Here is a 19,643-nt window from a genome sequence, read left to right as displayed (position 1 = left end):
CGCTGGACACTTCACCGCCACGGTTGTCGACCTTATCGACGGTCACGTTCATGGCCTTGCCCGAATTGAGCAACCCGCCCTGGCGGTTATCCAACGCGTCGCCCTGGACCTGCAGTTGGCCAACCGAAGTAATGCTGCCCTCGCGGTTATCCAGTTTGCCCACACGCAGCTGCGCATCACCTTTGCTGGTGATGCGGCCTTTGGCCTGGTTGTCCAGGCTGGCGGCATTGAGCTGCACACCGTCGCCGGCCGCGAACAGCCCTGCCTGGTTGAGCACGTTGGCCGAGACCTGCACCGTCAAGGCGCCTTCACTGGTGAGCTTGCCGGCGCCGTTGTCGAGGCTGGCGGCATTCACCGTCAACACCTGCCCGGCAGCCAAGGTACCTTGGGTGTTGGTGATGGCGCCCTGGCCGGTCAAGGTCAACTGGTTGTCGCCCTGGAGACGACCCTGAGTGTTATCCAGTGCTGCCACGTTGACCGTCGAGCGCTGGCCGAGCAGTTCACCATGGCGGTTACCCAGCACGCCCTCGATGCTGAGGTTCAAGTCAGTGGCAGCGCTCAATTTGCCGCCCTGGTTGTCCAGGCTGGCGCTGTTGACGTGCACGGCGGCGGCGGCAATCAGGCCGCGGGTGTTGTCCAGCGCCTGGGCGATACGCAAGACCAGGGCTTGCTCGCTGAGCAGCTTGCCGCCCGAGGTGTTCAGGGCCGTTGCCGCCAGCTCAAAGGCGTGCGCACTGGAGATTTCGCCGCCCTGGTTATCCACGGTACCGAGTTGCTTGAGCAGCAACTGCCCAGGCGCGCTGATCAAGCCACCCTGGTTATTGAGGTGACCGCCTTGCAGGTTCAGGCTCACATCGGCCTGGCTGGAGATATGCCCCGCGCGGCTGTTATCCAGCGCCGTCAGCGTCATCCCCAACTGCGTGCCGCTGCTTACGCGCCCGCCCTGGTTACTCAACGTGCTACTGGTGATCTGCAGGGTATCGATGCTGGACAGCGCGGCGGCATCATTGGCCACAGCAGAGGCATCAATAACCAGGCGCCCATCACTGACGATCGAGCCTTGCGTGTTATTCAACTGACCGCCAAGCGCCAAACCCAGCTGGCTTTTGGCAGCCAGGTTGCCCCCCGCACTGTTGTCCACTGTCTGACCCGAAATGTGCAGTTGCTGGGCGGAAATCCGACCTTTGAGGGAGTTGTCCAGGTTGGCGACAGTCAATTGCAGGTCAGCACCGGCGCTGAAGAGCCCCGCCTGGTTGAGCATGTTCCCGGCAATACGCGCGGTCAGTGACGCGTCGCTGTTCAAGTTGCCGCGACGGTTATCCAGACTGGCGCTGTCGAGGGTCACGCTTTGCCCGGCGGCCAACGTACCGGCCTGATTGCTGATTGCACCCTGCGTGTGAAGCGCAAGCGTCGATCCAGCCTGCACCTGGCCCTGATCGTTATTCAGCGCGCCAAGCCCTAATACGAGTTGCTTGCCGAGCAACTTGCCCGCGCGGTTATCCAGTTCGGCATCGACGTGCAGGTTGAGGTCGTCTACCGCAGCGAAACGGCCGGATTGGTTGTTCAGCGTGCCGGCCTGAACCTCCAGAGTCTTGGCCGTTACCAGGCCTTTGGCGTTGTCCAGAGCCCGGGCGATGCGCACACTCAACGCTTGCTCGCTGAGCAACTTGCCGGCGCCGTTGTTAAGTTGGTCGGCGCTCAGGACGAACGCCTGCACGCTGGAAATTTCACCGCCTTGGTTATCGACACTGCTCAGTTGCGTCAGCAGCAACCGCCCCGGCGAGTAGATCAAGCCTCCCTGGTTGTTCAGATGACCACGATTGAGGTTCAGGCTCAGGTCGCCCTGGCTGAAGAGCTGACCGCCGTTGCTGTTGTCCAGGCTCCCCACGGTCAACTGCGCGCCAGCGTCAGCGCTCAAACGTGCATCTTGGTTGACGAGTGCGCCGCTCACCCGAGCGTTCAGCCGATCACGGCTATGCAAAAGACCACCCTGGTCGTTGATCAAACTGGCGACGTCAATCTCCAGGCCATTGGCGGTCATAACGCCGGCGCCGTTGTTCAGGATTTGCGCGATGCGCAGGCCCAGCGCTCGGTCACTGAGCAATTTGCCGCTGCGGTTATCCAGGCTGTTTGCGGTCAGTTGAAAACCATGCGTATTGGAAATCTCACCGCTGCGGTTATCGACGCTATTTAGATTGTTGAACGACAGCTGGCCGCCCGCGTTAATCAAGCCGCTGTCGCGGTTGTCGAGGTGGCCATTGCCCAGGTCCAGGTTGACGTCGTTGTTACTGTAAAGGCGCCCATGATCATGCTGGTCGAGGCTGGTGACGCGGGCATTGAGAGCCTTGGCGCTGCTGATCGAGCCGCCTTGGCTGTTATTGACCGGCCCTGCAACCAGATCAAGCGCGTCACCACTGATGAGTACGCCGCTCTGTTGGTTATTGAAGGTGCCGGCATTGATCTGTGCGCCAGTGCCGGATTCGATGCGGCCCTGCTGCTGGTTATCCAGCGTGCCGGCAATGTTCAGCCCCAGGCTGCCCTGGCTGCTGACGACGGCTGACTGACTGTTGTTCAGTTGCCCGGCGTCGATCTGCAGGTGCTGCCCAGCGGCCAGGCGACCGGCCTGGTTATTCAGGGTCGCGCCGGCGCTCAAGCGCAGCGCTTGGCCCGAGGAGATCAGGCCAGCGACGTTGTCCAGATCATCGACATGCAAGGTGACGTCGGCCTGGCTGGAGAGTTCGCCCTTGCGGTTGATCAATTGCCCGACGTTAGCGCGCAGCCCGCGGTCGCCGGCGACCAGCCCGACCTCAGAGTTGAGCAGTCGAGCGGCATTCAGCTCAATGCTTGCAGCACTCAGCACGCGGCCTTGTTGCTGGTTATCCAACGTTGCGGCGCTGACCTTGAGCTGGTTTTTCGCACTCAGGGTGCCGCCCTGGTTGCTCAGCGTTCCGTCGACATTCAGTGAAAGGTCGCGACTGGCAATGAGGGTCTTGCCGTTGTTATTCAACTGCCCAGCGCTGATTTGGATGTCGCCCTGCGCGTTGCGTGTCTGGTCGGCGTTAACGCCAGCTTCGATGATGCCGTTATTGGTCAACGCCCCGCCGCTTTGCAACTGCACGCGATCACGCGCAACCAGACTTTTTTGGTTAATCAGTGCGCCTTGGGTCTGCACATTCAAAGCACTGCCCGCCAAGACCGATCCCTGTGCCGCCACGCTTGCGGCCTTCACATTTACGGCGCCGGCGGCCGAGGTCTGGCCCATCACCACATTGCCTGCGGCATCAATCTGAATATCGCCGCCGGCAACCATGTCACCCGACAGCCGCACGCCCACACCGGCCTCGGTGCCGATCAGCTTGACCGCGCCCACGTACATGCCGCCGAGCGCCGAGGAGTCAATCGCCAGGTCTGGCGCCTGGCTGCCATCTGCCGCCCGCGCAGTGGCGTTGAGGGTGCGTGCGTCGACGTCGTTGCGACCGGCGACGATGGTGAGTTTTTTCGCCTGAATCTGCGCGTTGATCGTGGTGGCGCGGGTGATGATTTCGAACTGGTCGACGTTGCTGGCGTTCAAGCCGGCGCCTTCGATGGCGACGTTGCCTTGGTCAACCTGATAGCGACTGATCTGGCCGTTTTCGATCACCGCTTTACCAGTGGTCAGCGTGGCTTGTGGGGTGTTGATAAAGCCGCAACCGTTGCAGCTGATGCCGTACGGGTTGGCAACGATGACATGGGCCGACTGCCCCGCCACTTCGGTGTAGCCACGCAGTTGGCTGGGGCTGCCGCCGTTAACTTCGTTGAGGATGATGTTGGCGGCGGTGCCGCGCAGGTTCGGGTTGCCGACGATGATGCCGCCCAGTTGGGTGGACTGGGTGCGATCGGTGGCGTTGTTGAGAATGACACCGTTGGCGCCGACGTTGTAGTCATGGAATTGGTTGTGCGACAGGCCGCTCCCGTTTGGCGCGGCGATGTTGACGATGGGCACGCCATTGCCCGCCTGCCCGAGCGTGGTGCCCGGTGCGCTGACCACGATGCCGTCGGCCTGGGCCAGCAGCGGCTGCCAGAACATCGCGTTGGCCAGGATCAACGCTAACCCACGTTTAGGCAGCCCCAGAAAGTGGGAGCGGCTTTTTACGGCAGCAGAAGGCTGGCGCGCGAGGAAGGCGAACTGGCGAACGTCCATGTCATGTCTCGATGCCCGAGGGCGGTAAAAAATTTAAAGGAAAAAATCCAGGCGGAAATAGATCGGCGCTTCACGTTCTGTGATCGCAGCCGGTCGTTCCAAAGAGTGGGCGAAGGTCACCGTCGCCGCGACGTTCTTGCCGCGGGCAAACAGCTCCAGCGAGTTGCTGCTCATGCGCCCATGCTGTTCGGCGTTGTAGCGGCCGTGGCTGATCACGCCCTGGTCATAACCAAGGCTGGTGCCGTATTCGTTGAGCACCGGCTGCAGCCAGGCCCAGGTCACTGGGCGGCTCCAGCGCAGGTCGTTGCGCCAGTAGCCGCCGCTGTCGCCAGCGAGCATCTGGTCTTTGTAGCCGCGAATCGACGATTGCCCGCCGAGGCTCATGCGTTGTGGGCTGAATAACACGTCTTCACTGTGCTGGCCGGTCATCAAGCTGCTGAAGCTCAGCGACTCGCCCCACAGCTGAAATGGGTACAAGTAGCTCACCGTGGCGGTGTATTTGCGGTAGCGCGCATCGGCCTGACCGGGCTTGGGGTGATGATTGGCTTGGGCATCGAAGGCGCCGATGCCGTCTTGCATGCCCAGGTCGATGTTCAGGAATGAGCCGCCGATGCGGCGGCCATGGTTGATACCGAACTGGGCTTCGCTGAGGCGATTGCTGCTCAGCGCCAGCTTGCTGTCTTCGATGAAGTTGTTAGTGCGCAGGTAGGCCACGCCAGTGCTCAGGGAGGTTTTGCTCAGCGCGTCACGATGAATCACACGCTCCAGGCGCAGTTGGTGGTTTTGGCTGTCGCCGGTTTGCTTGAACGTGAAGTTTTTCGCCTGGGCCTGGGAGCGGTACTCGCTTTCGGTGTAGCTGTAGGTGAGGTTCCACCAGCCAAACGGCAGGCTGTAATTGAGCATCGAATTGCGTGAAGTTTTCTGGTGGTCGCTCACCGCATCGTGGCCGCCGCGCAGCGAAAGTTGGTCGGCCAACCCCAGCGGGTTGTCCCAATCCAGGCTCGCACCCCACTGTTGCTCGCCGGTGCTGCGCTGGCCGCCGTTATGGCGCGACAAGCCGACACGCCACGGTTTCTGCGGAGTGTTCTTGACCAGAACGTCGCTACCACCCACGGCCTTTCCTGGCGCCAACTCCATCTGCGCCTGGTTCGACGGCAGGCGGTTGAGCTGGTCGACCATCTGCTCGATTTCGCGCAGGTTGAGTAACTCGCCGGACTTGCCTGGGAAGCTCATCGCCAACTGGCGGTCGGTGATGCCGCTGCCTTCGACGCCCTTCAAACTTTCGAGCTTGCCTTCGACTACCTGGATCCTGAGGTTGCCGCTGGAAAGGTCCTGCTGTGGCAGGTAGGCACGGCTGGTCACCAAGCCTCTGGCCAAGTAACGGTCGGTGATGACCTTGAGCACTTCATTAAGCTGCGGCACGCCCAGGCATTGGCCGATATAGGGCTTGATCAGCGCGTCACGCTCACCTTCGGACAGCGCATCGGCGCCGGCGAGTTCGATGATTTTGATCGGGAAGCAACGGGTATCCACGGGCGTGGTCGGCGTTGCAGGCGCGGCGGATTTGCCGGGCAGGTCTTTGAGTTCTTCGAGGCGCCGCTGCTGGTCTTCGAGCAGGCGGTCCTGGCGGTCGCGAATCAGGTCGGTGATGCCCGGGGTCGCCTGCGGGGGGGCAGCTTGTGCTAATCCGGCAACGCCCAGGCAAAAAAAAGCGGACAGCAGGCCAAGCCTTGTCCGACGTTCCAAACGCCACATGTCTAGATCCCTCTATATGGCACTGAGCCACTAATCGGCGGCGATAATAGGGTGGCGAAATGCTGGCGTCAATTAAATGTACCCATTTGTATCAGTCCTGATGCATTGATTCAGTGCGTATCACAACTTACCGGGAGGCAGCGCTGTAGCTTTTTTGACACGGATATTGCTCAACAGAATTATAAGTCCATAATGGACAAATCAGTTTATCCGCGGAGATAGCCATGCCCAGCACGCCTCACGTGATCAACCAGGCCCAGGCCCACGAATTACTTGCGCAAATCGATGTGCCTCACATCCTGCGCAAGCTGTTCCGCGACCTGGCCGCAGGGCTTGCGGTACAGCCGGCGCAACAGCTGGTGGAGTTCCCTCAGGGCGCTGGCGACTTTATCAACTACCTGGGCGTGCTGGCCGAAGACGGGGTGTACGGGGTCAAGACCTCGCCCTACATCGTGCGCGAGCAAGGGCCGCTGGTGAGCGCATGGACGCTGTTGATGTCGATGCGCACCGGCCAGCCTCTGTTGCTTTGCGATGCCGCCGAACTGACCACCGCGCGCACCGCGGCTACCACTGCGCTGGCGGTGGACGCGCTGGCACCGGCAACCGCGCGGCGCCTGGCGATTATCGGCAGCGGCAAGGTTGCGCAGGCGCACGTGCGCTATGTGCAGAACCTGCGCGACTGGCAGCACATCAGCCTGTATTCGCCGCGCCTTGGCCGCGCGAATGCCGAGACCCTCGCCCACCTCAAGGGCCTGGACCCGCGCCTGACCCTCGCCACGAGCTGTGACGCCGCCCTGGAAGACGCCGACGTCATCCTGCTCTGCACCTCCTCGGCAACACCTGTGATCGACCCGACACGCTTGCGCAAACCCGCGCTGATCACCTCCATCAGCACCAACGCGCCGCGCGCCCATGAAGTGCCGGCCGAATGCCTCCAGCACATGCACGTGTTCTGCGACTATCGCCAGACCACCCCAGGGGCGGCCGGTGAAATGCTGATCGCCGGCGAACGGCACGGTTGGGACAAGCGCACCATCGTCGGCGACTTGCCTGAGCTGCTCAGCGACATGGCGCAGCGCCCGGACTACGACCGCCCTGTGTTTTTCCGCTCCATCGGCCTGGGCCTGGAAGACATTGCACTGGCCAATGCCCTGTATCAGATCCAGCGCTAACCGCCTTTTGAGGAGACGTTCATGAACTCTGCAGACTTCATCATTATCGGCGGCGGCATTGCTGGCGCCTCTACCGGTTTCTGGCTGTCGCAGCACGGCAAAGTGCTGGTACTGGAGCGCGAAAACCACCCGGCCTATCACTCCACCGGGCGCTCGGCAGCCCTCTACACCGCCGCCTATGGCACCCCGCAAGTGCGCGCGCTGACCCTGGCGAGCCGTGAATTTTTCGACAACCCGCCGCCTGGCTTTTGCGACCATCCACTGCTGACGCCCCGCGGTGAAATGACCGTGGATTTCAATGGCGACCCGGTGGAACTCAACAGCCAATACCTGAGCGCCAAGGCCACCGTGCCGCAAGTCGAGCAGCTGAGTGCCGACGAGGCTTGCGCACGCTTGCCAATCCTGCGGCGGGAAAAAGTCCACGGCGCAATCTTTGACCCTACCGCCAGCGACATCGACACCGACGCCCTGCACCAAGGCTATTTGCGCGGCATCCGTCGCCACCACGGCGACGTGCGCACCGACAGCCACGTACTGGGCTTGAGCCGTGACGCCGACGGCCTGTGGCATGTGCGCACCCAGGACGCGACCTTCACCGCCCCAGTCATCATCAACGCCGCCGGCGCCTGGGCTGATCATATCGGCGGGCTGGCCGGCGCGGCGTCCATCGGCCTGCAACCCAAGCGCCGCTCAGCGTTTATCTTCGCCGGGCCCGAGGGTGTGGACACCCACCACTGGCCGATGCTGGTGGCGCTGGACGAAGCCTTCTACATGAAACCCGACGCCGGGATGTTCCTGGGTTCACCGGCCAACGCCGACCCGGTCGAGCCACAGGATGTGCAGCCTGAGGAGCTGGACATCGCCATGGGCATTTATCAGATCGAAGAAGCCACCACCCTGACCATCCGCCGCCCGACCCGCACCTGGGCCGGGCTGCGCAGCTTTGTCCACGACGGTGATTTGCTCTCGGGGTTCGATCCGCAGGTTCCGGGGTTGTTCTGGGTGGCGGCGCAAGGCGGCTATGGTATCCAGACCTCACCGGCCATGGGCCAGGCGAGCGCGGCCCTGGTGCGCGGCAACCCGTTGCCGGAGGCACTGACGCGGTTCGGCCTGGACGCTGGTATGCTCTCGCCCGTCCGCCTGGAGCCGCATTGATGAACACCGCCGAGCAAGAAAAAGTCATGCAGAATTTTCGCGCGATCGCCGATGCGATCGCCACGCTGTTCTTCCCTCATGCCGAAGTGGTGCTGCATGACTTGCGCACGCAAAAGGTCGATTACATCGCCAACAACCTGTCCAAACGCGCTATCGGTGACGACTCGTCGCTGGAGGACATGCTCAGCGATGACGTCAGTGAAGTGAACATCGGTCCGTACGAAAAGCTCAACTGGGACGGCCAGAAAATCCGCAGCCTGAGCACCGTGCTGCACGACCACACCGGGCGCCGGCTTGCCGTGCTGTGCATCAACCTGAATATCTCGCTGTTCGAAAACGCGAAGGCGGCGCTGGACCTGTTTCTGTCGCCGAGCAAGCTGATCCCGCAGCCGGACTCGCTGTTTCGCGATGACTGGCAGGAACGGATCAACACCTTCCTGCATGCGTGGATGCGCGAACGCCAGTTGAGCCTGAATCTGCTGACGCGCGACCACAAGCGCGAGCTGGTGTTAGCGCTGCATGCCGAAGGCGCGTTCAAGGGCAAGAGCGCGTCGAACTATGTCGCGAATGTGCTGGGAATGGGACGGGCGACGGTTTACAAACACCTCAAGGAATTGAAGGGCTGACCCGGCGCACGAGCCGGCGTGCCGGCCCCTGCGAGGAGTCGGCACGCCGGCTTGAGGCGTCAGTCGCCGTAGATGTCGGACTTGAAATACTGCTGTGAAATCTTCTGGTACTCGCCATTGGCGCGGATACCGTCGATGGCCGCGTTCAACTCGCCGACCAGCTCGGTATTGCCTTTGCGTACCGCAATCCCGGCGCCCTCGCCCACGTATTTCGGGTCCTTGAGTTCAGGGCCGACAAAGGCATAGCCTTTGCCACGTGGCATCGACAGAAAGTCGTTCAGCGGGATGGTGTCGGCAAAGATCGCATCGAGGCGCCCCGACGCCAGGTCCATGTAGATTTCTTCGTTGTTGCTGTAGCGCTTGACGTTGATGCCCTTGGGCTCGAACACCTCGGTGGCATAACGGTCGGTGGTCGTGGCGCGCTGCACCCCGACGGTCTTGCCCTTGAGGCTGGCGTACTGGTCATCCACGGTTGCGCCGTCCTTCATCACCAGGCGTGAGGAGGTGAAATAGTACTTGTGGGTGAAGTCCACCGACTTTTTGCGGTCTTCATTGATGGTCATGGACGACAGGGCCATGTCGATTTTCTTCACTTTGAGGGAAGGAATCAGGCCGTCGAATTCACCCTCTACCCACACGCATTTGACGTTCATCTGCGCGCACAGGGCGTTGCCAATGTCATAGTCGAACCCGACGATCTTGCCATCCTGGGTCTTGGAAGCGAACGGTGGGTACGCCGCCTCAATGCCGATGCGCAAGGTTTTTTCGGCCGCCAGCACATGGCTGGAAGCGAGCAGGCTGAAGGCCAGGGCGGTGATAAGCGTGTGTTTCTTCATGATTGGGTCTCGCAAGTTATTGTTGGTTTGGCAAGCGTGAAGAAATAAAGCCAGCGTTGACGCACGTTTTTGTACTTATAATTCCATACTGGACTTTTAAGTATGACTCGTCAATCCGCCTTCCCTTCAGGCAATAAACCGCCCGCCTCCATCGTTCCTAAACAAAACCTCCCATGAAAATGCACCTGGGTTGCGCACAATAACGCCGCGCGCTGCCACTGCATCTGGCCCTCAAGCCCGACCTGGAATTGCTGGATGTGCTGATGCGGCCCGTGGATGGCTCGCAGGTACTGGCTGGTGAACGCACCGCTGATCAGTGGGCTGATCGTGGCGCAAATCATCATCGACCAGAGGCCTATGACCCTGCTGTTGCGTGTGGATCACGCGCGCGAACCGCTCCGCGAGGCACGGCAAAGCTGTCTGCAACCAGACGGTGACACAGGTCAAGACCCCAGCGTCTCAGGCCCGTCCCGCTCACACCACAAGCAGCGCCTCATGCAGTTGAATGCACGGTGTAGCGCCCTCGCAACGCCGGCTGTCCAACCAGCCGCGCGTTTTGGCGATATCGAAGATCTGGCCATTGTCCATCAATGCCAGGATCAGTTCGTCCGCCACCCGGTAACGTCCGCAGTCCGGGCAGTCGCGTTCTTCCCAGGGGCCGTCGCAGGAAACCCGTTCGGCCGCCCCCACACAAATGAGGCAATTCATCGCGATCACCGTTTTTATCGTTGTAAGCGGTGCAGTCCAGGCTGCTCGCGACAGCCCGGACCCTCCCAGGCTCTACTGGCTTTCCTGTGACTTGCCTTCCTGCATCTGCACCGAGGATTTGCTACCGCTGGTGTTGTCCTTGGTGGTGTTATTGGCGCTGTCAAAACAGCCGTGAAGCATCAACACACTGCACAGCCCCAAGCATCTGTATAACGTCTTCATCTTCGTCTACCTGTTAGTGAGGTGGGTGAAAGCGCAAGGCCTTGCCAGGCGTCAGACCGGCGTACCTGGCTTGATGTCATAGGCTTTCTGCACCAGCTGCGCGCGCTTGCCCAGGCCTTCGTTGCTCTTGCGCGTCCAGGCCGAGTCCATCTGCTTGCGCTGCTGGTCAATGATTGCCTTGGGTTCAACGTTTCGATAGGTGTCGATAGCCCCGGTAATCACCCCGATAGTGGTCTCGAAGACCGGCTCCGGGTCGTATTGCTCGTGGGGAAAGGCCAGTTTGCTGTAGTCGAAAAGGCGCTCGGAAGGTTCGTCTTGCCAGGTTTTCCAGGTTTCGAACATGCGGTCATTGAAGCCTGTGAGAAACGGCCCCGGGTTGACGGTCGCCACCTCGATGCCAAACTCTTTGAGCTCAAGGCTCATCGACTCGGCGATGGCCTCCACGGCGTGCTTGGACGACGCGTAGGCGCCGGCGAAAGGGTCGGCGGTCAGGCCGGCAACGGATGACATGAAGACGACCTTGCCCTTTTTCTTCAAGACCATTTTTTTCACAATCAGCTGAGTCAGCATCAATGGGCCAATCACGTTGACCTCATACTGACGGCGCAAATGCTCAGCAGGAATGTCCACGGTCGCGCCGCCTTCTGAAATACCGGCGTTGTTGAGCAGCACGTCGACGTCCCACTCAGCAGCCCTCAACCGGTCGCCCTCGTGCGTGACATCGAGCTTCTCGATACGCAGGTTGACACCCCGGCGGCGGGCTTCCTGTTCCAGCGCATGCACCTGGGCCACGATCTCGACGCCGGCAATCACGTCGAGGCCTTTTTTGGCCAGCCTGAGGGCTACTTCATAGCCGAAACCCGTACCTGCGCCGGTCACTAGAATTGTCATGATTTGCTCCTGGGAATGATGGGTAGCGGTGGCCGGACGAAGCCTGCTGTTCGTCCACATATGATTTATCTGGCCGGAGCGCAGCCGCGCTCGTTCAACTATTAGGCTCAATAGCTGACGAGTGGTTAGGACGTTACGCGAGTTAAAAAAACTGAATCATTCACCCCAACCGCCCTCTTCCTATTTAAAGGTCTGGCAATTAAGGAAGCGGATTTGAGTGATCTGGATTGGGTGCAGTGGCCAGCAATGCTGGTCACGGTTCTGGCAGCGTGGCTGATCGGCTCTCAGCGCCCCTCGCGCAGAATGGCGGGGTTCGTGTGCTTTTGTTTGAGCAATGTTCTGTGGGTTGTCTGGGGCGCTTACGCTGACGCCTATGCGCTGATCGTGCTGCAGATCTGCCTGGGCTTGATGAACCTGCGCGGGTTTAAAAAGAACTTCCAGAATCAGTAAGGTGGGTCATTCAGAAGCCCGGTGGGTGCGCAGATTTTTCCGGAAGCCACGCGCGTTCATGCCCAACAGCGTGCATTCGAGCACGATCAGCGCGTAGGCATTCGCGTGCCATCCCCAAGCCACCCATAAGGCGTTGCTGAGGATGAAGCCCCAGAACGCGAACATGCGCCGGCGAGGCCGTTGAGACCCGATGAACCAGGCCGAGATCACCGTCACGACCATCGCAGGCCATTGCACCCAGTCGATAAACACCCGAGGTCACCCGGCCCCGAGCGTGACGTTTGCACTCGCACTGGGCTCGCTGACCACGTGGCCCGTGCCAGGCATAAGCGAAGCCAGGTATTCGCCGAACCCGCCCCGACATTTGTAATCACGGCGCGCACTGGTGATCACCGGGTTGGTGGCCGTCCACGCAATCCGCGCACCGGTCCTTTCCAGGTCAGCCACCAGGCGCACGTCCTCGTGAGCAACCAAATGCTGAAACCCACCGGCGTTGCGATAGGCGTCTGCACTCAGGCCCAGGTTGGCGCCATGGATATGCCGATGGTTTTCGACAAACTGGTAGAGGGCAAGGTATCGAGAACGTGCGACTTCGTCGTACTCGCTCCAGCTGTCCACTTCGACGGTGCCACACACCGCGTCGGCGCCGAACGCGAGCTGACGCACCAGCCAATCCTGCGGCACGAGGGTATCGGCATCGGTGAAGGCCAGCCATTGGGCACCGGCCTCCAGTAGCTGCTCTGCGCCGACAGCCCTGGCCTGGCCGACGTTTCTAAAGCAGACATCAAGCGTTGCCACGCCCATTGCGGTTGCCCGCTCACCCGTTTGGTCCGAGCAGTCGTCCAGCACTACGAGGACCTCGACGCGCTGGTTTTGCAACGCCGGGTGCGCTATGGCAAGCAGCACGGAAGCCAGGCAATCACTGATTTGCCTTTGCTCGTTATGGGCAGGTATCACAATCCCTATCATTGACGTTCCCTCTACCTGGCGAAGTGTCTCCAGCTATCGACACCTCGCTTATCGCGAAGGTTTAAAGTTTCTGGAACGTCCCTTAGACCTGGCCGCTCAGATTGTTTATCGGCGCGCCACACTGGCGCTCTGGGGGCTTTGCTTCGTTATTAAGCGCAGGAGAACACGGCATGAAGAACGCGCATCCATCGGCAGGTACGTTCAAGACCTTGCTGCTCGACCGCAACGGCTGGGTGCCGAACAACCCGCGCTTGCCGGTGATCATTTACCCGAACGCCATCCGCGTAACCGGAAGTGATCCGGCTGCGCTGTTTGAGCAGACGTTTTTGGCACACGGCTGGCCGCCCCAATGGCGGGACGGGGTCTACGACTACCACCACTACCATTGCGAAGGGCATGAGGTGTTGGGCATCGCTTGTGGTCATGCGCGCTTGATACTCGGCGGACCCAATGGCCACGTGGTGTCGGTGAAGCAAGGCGACGTGCTGTTGCTTCCCGCCGGTACCGGTCACTGCAATCTCGGTTGCAGTGAAGACTTTCTGGTGGTTGGCGCCTACCCGTCCGGTCAGCACGCAGATATAGGCCGCGAGGCACCGAGCGACGCGCAACTGCAGCGCATTGCTGGCCTGGCGTTTCCACAGCAAGACCCGGTTCAGGGTGACGCAGGCGCGGTCTGCACACATTGGTCTGCCCAGCGCGCAACTATCGAATGAACAAGAGGGTCGAAAATCGACACTGTTGAATTCGCAGTCACTACAGAAGGTAGCCCGTTATGTCCTACGATTATCAAGGTATTGCCAGCGTCATTACTGCATCACGTCACCTGGGCACCCGCTCAGACGAACACCTGAATGAGTCGGTGAACATCCAATTGACCAGCAGCGGCAAGCCGACGATTGCGCGCCTGAGCTTCGACAAGCCCCTGCAATGGCCCGGTCACCCCAACTTTGTCGCGGTCAACCTGCCGGACGGCGCCTCGATTGGCGGCGTCATTATGGAAATCGAAAGAGCGAATGACGGCCCAGGTTGGGTGACGTTTACCGTGGACGACTGACACGCGCGAGGGTCGCCGGCACGGTCATCGAATTGTCGGACAATTTTTTGAATTTTTTTTGACGCCAAATATCTGTACTTCATGAGCAACAGGAGGCCTCATGAAAGCGAGCGATCTATTTACCATCGAGTATCAGCTGCACGGCGTGCCGAAGTCTTTCATCGTTCGCGCGCCGCAGATGGACAACGCCCAGGCCTGGCACTGGGCCAGCTGCGACGCCGGCGTCGCAGTGATACCCAAATTTGGCCAGAACACGCTCAAGCGCGTTTCCAGGCCGATGGCGGAGCAATATGGAATTACTCACGTGCGCTGGAACAGCGCCGCAGAGATTCAATGGATGGAGGAACTTACGCAATGACTAGTCAAACCCTTCAATATTCCACGAGACAGGCGTGGGATGACCAAATCGCGCACACCACCGAGATGTTTTTCGAGGCCGATCGACTCGAAGCGGCGGCCTACAACATCATCGAGTCCTACAGCGGTGACACGGCGACCTGGGCACGCTTCAGTCAGGCCAAGCAGACCGCCGACAGACAACGCGCCGCCGCGCATCAAGAATGGATGCGAATACAGCAGGCGATGCGCAACTAGTCAGTCGCCAGCCCTGTCACGGCAGGGCTGGCTGGCTTGCTGGCCTCATGCACCCGACTCTGGATCCTTCGACGGTCCGCCGGGGGCAACCGCGCCCTGATTGACATCAGGCTTCCAGGGCCGGACGACATTCGGATCTTCAGACGTGTCACTTCGTTTCGCCGTCTCGGGGCGTACTTTCTGCCCGGCAGGGGCGCCTTCAGGTGGCTTCAAATGATCGCTCATGCAGCCGCCTCAATCGCTCACGTGCAGGACAACCTTGCCGTGCACATGCCCGTTGGCCAAAAAGTCCAATGCCTCTACTGCCGCCGCCAGCTCGAACTGCCTGGCGATATAGACCTGCACATTGCCGGCCTCGATCAACCCGGCAATCTCGGTCAACTCTTCGCCACGTGGCGCAGCCGTAAACCGCGTACCGGTCTTGCCCGTGGCCTGCGGATGATGGGCATCGGGCTGGGTCAGGGTCGACACCAGCCGCCCGCCCTCGCCCAGCACCTGCCATGAGCGCGCTTGCGTATCGCCGCCAATCAAGTCGATGACCAGGTCAAAGTCCTTGCAGATGTCTTCGAAACGCTCGGTCTTGTAGTCAATCGCACGGTCCACGCCCAGCTCACGCAAAAACGCCAGGCTGTCGGTGGAGGCCGTGGCGTAGACCTGGGCGCCCTTGACCTTGGCAAATTGAACGGCGAAGTGCCCCACACCGCCGGTGCCACCGTGGATCAAGACCTTCTGCCCCTGCTCGATGTGACCATGCTCTACCAACGCCTGCCAGGCGGTATGGCCTGCCAGCGGCACACCGGCGGCGACCGGCCAATCGAGCGCGGCCGGAATGCGCGCCAGATGCGCGGCAGGCACGCGGGCGTATTCGGCGTAGCCGCCATCGGCGCCGATCATTGCAAAGACCCGGTCGCCCGGTTTGAAATCACTGACACCCTGCCCGACCTTCTCGACCACACCGGCCACTTCACGGCCCAGGGTCAACGGCAGTTTGTCCTGCTTGACCTCGGGGTATTGGCCCTGGCGAATCTTGTAGTCCACCGGGTTGATACCCACAAAAAAATTCTTTACGAGCACTTCGCCCGTTTTCGGTTCCGGCACGTCGACATCGCGTAGCTGCATGACCTCGGGGCCGCCGAACTGCTCAATCCTGATTGCTTTCATGCCAAACACCTCATGGTCTTTTCAGAACATACAGGGGTGTGGAGGACTGTCGGCAACCTGGGGTTCAGTGGGTGTTGGGTTATGCAGACCAACGGTTCGGGCTGCCCTGCGAAAGCGCCTACGCGGTTTGCTCCGCATAGGCGCTTCGTGTGGGGGTTATTTGCAGCCGATACGGCCCGGCAACTGGCCTTGCTTCGCCTTCAGCGCAGCCTGCACCGACTGCGGCAAATTGCTCCAGAAGGTCAGCCCTGAACGCTCTTCGATTTGGTTTACGGTCACCTGGTAGTCACAGAAGTTGGCGCCTTTGGGCGTCTCCTGGTTCATCACAAACGATGCGTACACACCGTTTTCGGGCGAGCTGCCGACAAAGATGATTTTCCAGTAGCCACTGGGAATGGTGTGCACCTTGTTTGTGCCCGGCAGCGTGCCGACAAAATGCTCATACAGCGGCCCGGTGCTGACATACACCTGGTCGACGCCCGCCTGTTTGCTGAGGTTGCGCTCCTGATCTTCAAGATGCGCCCAGGGCCCCTGGTTAAGGTCGGACTTCTGCGGGGTGATGTTGGACAAATAATTGAGCGTCTGCCAGTCAGGCACGCCCGCCATGGAGGCGAGGTTGGCCTGATGGCCACGGTCGACTTTAAGCGCGACGTTCGCGCCGTTGTAATCCACCGGGTCGAGCGTTTCCCCGGCCGGAATGTCCGGATCCGTCTTCCAGTCGCGCGGGCGTCCGCTCGCCGGGGTGTCCTTGGTGATTTTGTACGAGACCCAGTTGGCAAACTTGGTCGAGCCGTTGTTGTTGAGCGTGTAGGCCTGACGGTTCAACGTCAGAGGGCTTCCGCCGGCCGGACAGCCCACCGCGCAATTGTCGAACTGCAATGCCTGCTGTGGTTGCGGCTGGGCAATGGCTGCCGATTCGCGGTTTCTATCCGGTGTGGTACAGGCGGCAACGAGCGGGATCAACAGAAACGCGAGGTGCTTGAACTTCATACTTCCTTGCATGGTGTAGCTCCTTGGGTGAATCAATAACAGAGGTCAATGGAAAGCCGACCATTGCGATTCCATCGCGGGTCGACATAAACATTAAACCACTTTAAACATTTCAATATGAGGAAGGCTTTCAGGTTTCCAGCAAAAACGGATTCGACATTGCGCCGTACCAGGCGTTGACGTCATTCAACGCTGCCAAGCAAAAAAAACAGGTAGTCATCGAGGCAACAGGCTCAGCGGTGAATAGCGCCGCAGGCGGGAATTGTCGGGTCGTCATCACGTTACCGACTGCCGTGGATAGGTTGATGGCGTTCATGGAAACCGACGCTGCAACCGCAGGCCGTTTATTTGCAGGGAGCCCTGCGTGATGGGATGGCAACTCGGTGTTGGCGAGCGGCTTTTTGAGCCGCCGCCGTGCAGCCTCGCGGCCCAAAGCGCTAGCGCCCAAGCCTTTATCGAAGACAAACCCGTGTGAAGAAGCTAGGGCATAAAGCCCTAGCAGGTCTCACTTCTTCTTTTTCGACGACTTCTCTGACTTCTCAGATTTTTCTGACGTCTTCGCCTTTTCTGGCTTGCTGTCCGCTTTTTTTACAGATTTCTTTGGTTCGGCTTTTACAGACTTCTTTGGTTCGGCCTCTTTCTTCTTGTCTTTCTTCTCGGAAGACTTTGAAAGAGCCGATGCTGCTGCGGATTTCTTTGCGGGTGAGGACTTTTTGTCTTTCAATTCCTTACTGGCTTTCGAAGCGTCACCTTTGCTTTTCTTCTCGTCTTTAGCCACGTTGCCCACCTCTCGGAGTATGCCGATATTGGCAAATCGCCTGTGCAATTCGTCACAAGCTAATCGTTAGGTAAGCGTGTTCAGCGACGGTTCAAATTTTTGCTGCGTCGAAATCGACTGAGCGATTTTGGTTTCGTCTTTCTCATCCAGGTTTGCAGCAGCCTCGTATCGGGACCGCACAGTACAACGGCGAGCAATCCCTGCTGGTTGGCAGCAGGTGTGGTGTGAACACACCCCGCTGTGGACGAAATAATGAACGCGTGGCGGCCTCACGTTTCAGAACGGTATGCGCCAAGATTTGACTGAAGGGAGACAGCCAATGGGCACCGCGTTACACCGGGCCCGGCTGATAATGAAATACCCGTCACGAACATTACAGTTATCAACCTGGAGACTCTCCATGCGACCTCAAACATCATTTATATTCGACCTCGACGGCACGCTCACCGACAGCGTTTACCAAAACGTAGCGGCGTGGAAAGAGGCACTTGATTCCGAGGGCATTCCGCTGGCTATGTGGCGCATTCACCGCAAGATCGGTATGAGCGGAGGGCTCATGTTAAAGACCCTGTCGCGTGAAACCGGTGTAACCATTACTGAAGCGCAAGGCGCGGCATTAAGTAAGAAACATGCTGCTGCGTATGAGGCGCTCAAAGGCCAGATAACGGCACTTCCAGGGTCAGTCGAGTTATTAAAAACCCTGACTGAAGAAAATATAAAGTGGTGTATCGCTACCAGCGGCGGTTTGTCTACTGCCAGGATCAATTTAGAAGCGCTTGGCTTGGATATTAACGCGATCAATATAATCACCCGCGACGATGTTAAATACGGCAAGCCGGATCCAGATCTTTTCCTTGCCGCGGCGCGCAAGCTCGATGTACAGATTGAGGATTGTGTCGTAGTGGGCGATGCCATATGGGACATGCTTGCGGCAAGGCGTTGCAAAGCGACAGGCGTCGGCTTGCTTTCAGGCGGCTACGACATCAGCGAGCTTGAAAGAGCGGGAGCGCTGAGGGTGTACGAGGACCCGCAAGATCTTTTGCAGCATTTAGAGGAAGTCGCATCCAGGCCTTGATGTCCCACAATCCATCCAGGTTTTTAACAGCGGTCTGACGCTCTTTCGCCCTTGAGCGCTCATGCGTCGCTGATGCACCGTCACCGGCCACCGCCTACCTCGGCACTGTCTGTGCAAATAGAAATTTTCGCGGCTCGGTGGATATCCAAATCGCTGTAATCGAATGGTGTGCAGAACAGCTGTTCAAGCCGCACGGCAGGCACTTAATCAAATCGACTGAAGGGACTCTCCAATGAGCGCAATCTGCAAACCCTATAGGATCAACACGCTGTGCGCGGCGGTGTTGGCGCCATTGCTCGCCGCCTGTGCGAGCAATAACTCGCCCTCTAACGTCGTCGCGCCGGGGGAGACCAAATCGCCCACTACCCAGTCCCTGGACGCCGGCGCGGCACTGCTTCAATCACGCCCGCCGATAGACGCATTGAACGCGTACCTGGATGGCTTTCATTTTTATAACGGCCACATGAATGCACAGATGGAGGCCCACCATTACTGCGCCATCCTCAACGAGGAAGTCATCCAGTGTGTGATCTACGATGGCAATCGCAAGGACGCCAAGCTGATGGGTGTGGAGTACATCATCAGCGAACACTTATTTGCCGGTTTGCCCAAAGCCGAGCAAGCGCTTTGGCACAGTCATGTTCACGAAGTGAAATCAGGTCAGCTGATAGCGCCCGGGATTCCTGAAATAGCTGAGCATGCATTGATGGAAAAACTCGTCCACACCTATGGCAAGACGTGGCATACCTGGCATACCGACCTCAATAAAGACCTGCCTCTGGGCGTGCCTCAGCTCATGATGGGTTTCACCGCAGATGGGCAGGCAGATCCTCAGATGGTTGCAGATCGGGATCGTCGATTCGGCGTCGATAGCGTGCAAAAGCACAAAGCGCGAGCGGACATACCGGCCCCCGCCGTTGCGCCAGGCGCGGATGCGTGGCGTCAGGGCAAGGTGTTCCAGATAGCGGATCCGACAAACATGCCGCATCAGCACTGACGTCATCGCCCATTAAATGCTGATAAGAAA

The 19,643-nt window shown here is 59.6% G+C and carries 23 protein-coding genes; 10 read left to right on the top strand and 13 right to left on the bottom strand.

Annotation, left to right across the window (positions count from 1 at the left end; translation table 11 throughout):
- On the bottom strand, window positions 1-4,180 hold a 4,180-nt coding region (locus tag AACW30_RS10395), incomplete at its 3' end, for a two-partner secretion domain-containing protein (RefSeq protein WP_200624948.1).
- A gap of 33 nt (window positions 4,181-4,213) precedes the next feature.
- Window positions 4,214-5,935: a ShlB/FhaC/HecB family hemolysin secretion/activation protein gene (locus AACW30_RS10390; RefSeq protein WP_234452671.1), complete on the bottom strand. Its 1,722-nt coding sequence runs from the start codon at window positions 5,933-5,935 to the stop codon at window positions 4,214-4,216.
- Between the two features lie 224 nt (window positions 5,936-6,159).
- Between AACW30_RS10390 and AACW30_RS10385 the strand changes: the two genes are divergently transcribed.
- Genes AACW30_RS10385 through AACW30_RS10375 form a run of 3 tightly spaced genes read left to right on the top strand, consistent with a single transcriptional unit; the run spans window position 6,160 to window position 8,888 of the window.
- Window positions 6,160-7,107: an ornithine cyclodeaminase family protein gene (locus tag AACW30_RS10385; protein WP_200624947.1), complete on the top strand. Its 948-nt coding sequence runs from the start codon at window positions 6,160-6,162 to the stop codon at window positions 7,105-7,107.
- 21 nt (window positions 7,108-7,128) lie between these two features.
- Window positions 7,129-8,262, top strand: coding sequence for an NAD(P)/FAD-dependent oxidoreductase (locus AACW30_RS10380; RefSeq protein WP_200624946.1), 1,134 nt, complete (start codon window positions 7,129-7,131; stop codon window positions 8,260-8,262).
- Window positions 8,262-8,888, top strand: coding sequence for a helix-turn-helix transcriptional regulator (locus AACW30_RS10375; protein ID WP_119735466.1), 627 nt, complete (start codon window positions 8,262-8,264; stop codon window positions 8,886-8,888). The genes AACW30_RS10380 and AACW30_RS10375 overlap by 1 nt, the downstream gene beginning before the upstream one ends.
- A 59-nt stretch (window positions 8,889-8,947) precedes the next feature.
- Here the strand turns inward: AACW30_RS10375 and AACW30_RS10370 are convergent, their stop codons facing one another.
- The 5 genes from AACW30_RS10370 to AACW30_RS10350 all read right to left on the bottom strand — a co-directional run bounded on the left by AACW30_RS10370 (window position 8,948) and on the right by AACW30_RS10350 (window position 11,545).
- Window positions 8,948-9,724 carry an ABC transporter substrate-binding protein gene (locus tag AACW30_RS10370; RefSeq protein ID WP_200624945.1) on the bottom strand — a complete coding sequence of 259 codons (777 nt, stop codon included), beginning with the start codon at window positions 9,722-9,724 and terminating at the stop codon, window positions 8,948-8,950.
- Window positions 9,725-9,834: 110 nt separating this feature from the next.
- Window positions 9,835-10,068, bottom strand: coding sequence for a hypothetical protein (locus tag AACW30_RS10365; RefSeq protein WP_200624944.1), 234 nt, complete (start codon window positions 10,066-10,068; stop codon window positions 9,835-9,837).
- A gap of 130 nt (window positions 10,069-10,198) precedes the next feature.
- Complete coding sequence (locus AACW30_RS10360) at window positions 10,199-10,432, bottom strand: hypothetical protein (protein WP_119735468.1); 234 nt, start codon at window positions 10,430-10,432, stop codon at window positions 10,199-10,201.
- Between the two features lie 72 nt (window positions 10,433-10,504).
- The gene (locus AACW30_RS10355) at window positions 10,505-10,654 is read right to left on the bottom strand and encodes a hypothetical protein (protein WP_177410134.1); all 150 of its coding nucleotides are present in this window, start codon (window positions 10,652-10,654) and stop codon (window positions 10,505-10,507) included.
- Between the two features lie 51 nt (window positions 10,655-10,705).
- Window positions 10,706-11,545, bottom strand: coding sequence for an SDR family oxidoreductase (locus AACW30_RS10350; RefSeq protein WP_234452670.1), 840 nt, complete (start codon window positions 11,543-11,545; stop codon window positions 10,706-10,708).
- A 213-nt stretch (window positions 11,546-11,758) separates the two neighbouring features.
- Here AACW30_RS10350 and AACW30_RS10345 point away from each other — a divergent pair, with 213 nt between their 5' ends.
- Window positions 11,759-11,995, top strand: a complete 237-nt coding sequence (locus AACW30_RS10345; RefSeq protein ID WP_106580003.1) for a hypothetical protein — start codon at window positions 11,759-11,761, stop codon at window positions 11,993-11,995.
- 6 nt (window positions 11,996-12,001) lie between these two features.
- On the opposite strand, the gene AACW30_RS10340 is transcribed toward AACW30_RS10345, so the two are convergent.
- Together AACW30_RS10340 and AACW30_RS10335 are read right to left on the bottom strand one after the other, a co-directional pair.
- Window positions 12,002-12,217 carry a hypothetical protein gene (locus tag AACW30_RS10340; RefSeq protein ID WP_106580020.1) on the bottom strand — a complete coding sequence of 72 codons (216 nt, stop codon included), beginning with the start codon at window positions 12,215-12,217 and terminating at the stop codon, window positions 12,002-12,004.
- Between the two features lie 36 nt (window positions 12,218-12,253).
- Entirely contained in the window at window positions 12,254-12,964 is a 711-nt protein-coding gene (locus AACW30_RS10335; protein WP_200624943.1) for a glycosyltransferase, read from the bottom strand.
- A gap of 170 nt (window positions 12,965-13,134) precedes the next feature.
- Here AACW30_RS10335 and AACW30_RS10330 point away from each other — a divergent pair, with 170 nt between their 5' ends.
- From AACW30_RS10330 to AACW30_RS10315, 4 genes are all read left to right on the top strand, one after another.
- Window positions 13,135-13,677 (top strand): cupin, encoded by a 543-nt coding sequence (locus AACW30_RS10330; RefSeq protein ID WP_200624942.1) that lies wholly within the window; start codon window positions 13,135-13,137, stop codon window positions 13,675-13,677.
- Between the two features lie 59 nt (window positions 13,678-13,736).
- A complete protein-coding gene (locus tag AACW30_RS10325) occupies window positions 13,737-14,018 on the top strand; it encodes a hypothetical protein (RefSeq protein WP_106580001.1) in 282 nt (93 codons plus the stop codon).
- 100 nt (window positions 14,019-14,118) lie between these two features.
- Entirely contained in the window at window positions 14,119-14,376 is a 258-nt protein-coding gene (locus AACW30_RS10320; protein WP_106580000.1) for a DUF6555 family protein, read from the top strand.
- On the top strand, window positions 14,373-14,612 hold the full coding sequence (locus AACW30_RS10315) for a hypothetical protein (protein ID WP_119735472.1): 240 nt from the start codon (window positions 14,373-14,375) through the stop codon (window positions 14,610-14,612). Before AACW30_RS10320 ends, AACW30_RS10315 begins: the two co-directional genes overlap by 4 nt.
- A 234-nt stretch (window positions 14,613-14,846) precedes the next feature.
- Here the strand turns inward: AACW30_RS10315 and AACW30_RS10310 are convergent, their stop codons facing one another.
- The 4 genes from AACW30_RS10310 to AACW30_RS10295 form a co-directional block, all read right to left on the bottom strand.
- Window positions 14,847-15,773 (bottom strand): NADP-dependent oxidoreductase, encoded by a 927-nt coding sequence (locus tag AACW30_RS10310; RefSeq protein ID WP_200624941.1) that lies wholly within the window; start codon window positions 15,771-15,773, stop codon window positions 14,847-14,849.
- A gap of 156 nt (window positions 15,774-15,929) precedes the next feature.
- Complete coding sequence (locus AACW30_RS10305) at window positions 15,930-16,775, bottom strand: DNA/RNA non-specific endonuclease (protein ID WP_200624940.1); 846 nt, start codon at window positions 16,773-16,775, stop codon at window positions 15,930-15,932.
- Window positions 16,776-16,893: 118 nt separating this feature from the next.
- Window positions 16,894-17,079 carry a hypothetical protein gene (locus AACW30_RS10300; protein ID WP_200624939.1) on the bottom strand — a complete coding sequence of 62 codons (186 nt, stop codon included), beginning with the start codon at window positions 17,077-17,079 and terminating at the stop codon, window positions 16,894-16,896.
- Between the two features lie 189 nt (window positions 17,080-17,268).
- Complete coding sequence (locus AACW30_RS10295) at window positions 17,269-17,550, bottom strand: hypothetical protein (RefSeq protein WP_169368629.1); 282 nt, start codon at window positions 17,548-17,550, stop codon at window positions 17,269-17,271.
- A gap of 391 nt (window positions 17,551-17,941) precedes the next feature.
- On the opposite strand from AACW30_RS10295, the gene AACW30_RS10290 reads away from it, so the two are divergent.
- Window positions 17,942-18,616 (top strand): HAD family hydrolase, encoded by a 675-nt coding sequence (locus AACW30_RS10290; protein WP_200624938.1) that lies wholly within the window; start codon window positions 17,942-17,944, stop codon window positions 18,614-18,616.
- Window positions 18,617-18,848: 232 nt separating this feature from the next.
- Window positions 18,849-19,613, top strand: a complete 765-nt coding sequence (locus AACW30_RS10285; RefSeq protein ID WP_200624937.1) for an OBAP family protein — start codon at window positions 18,849-18,851, stop codon at window positions 19,611-19,613.
- The last annotated feature ends 30 nt before the right edge of the window (window positions 19,614-19,643 follow it).

This window comes from Pseudomonas sp. MF6747 (assembly GCF_963890955.1).
Lineage (GTDB): Bacteria > Pseudomonadota > Gammaproteobacteria > Pseudomonadales > Pseudomonadaceae > Aquipseudomonas.
The sequence above is the reverse complement of the archived record's forward strand: the minus strand, read 5'-3'. Positions and strand labels throughout refer to the sequence as shown.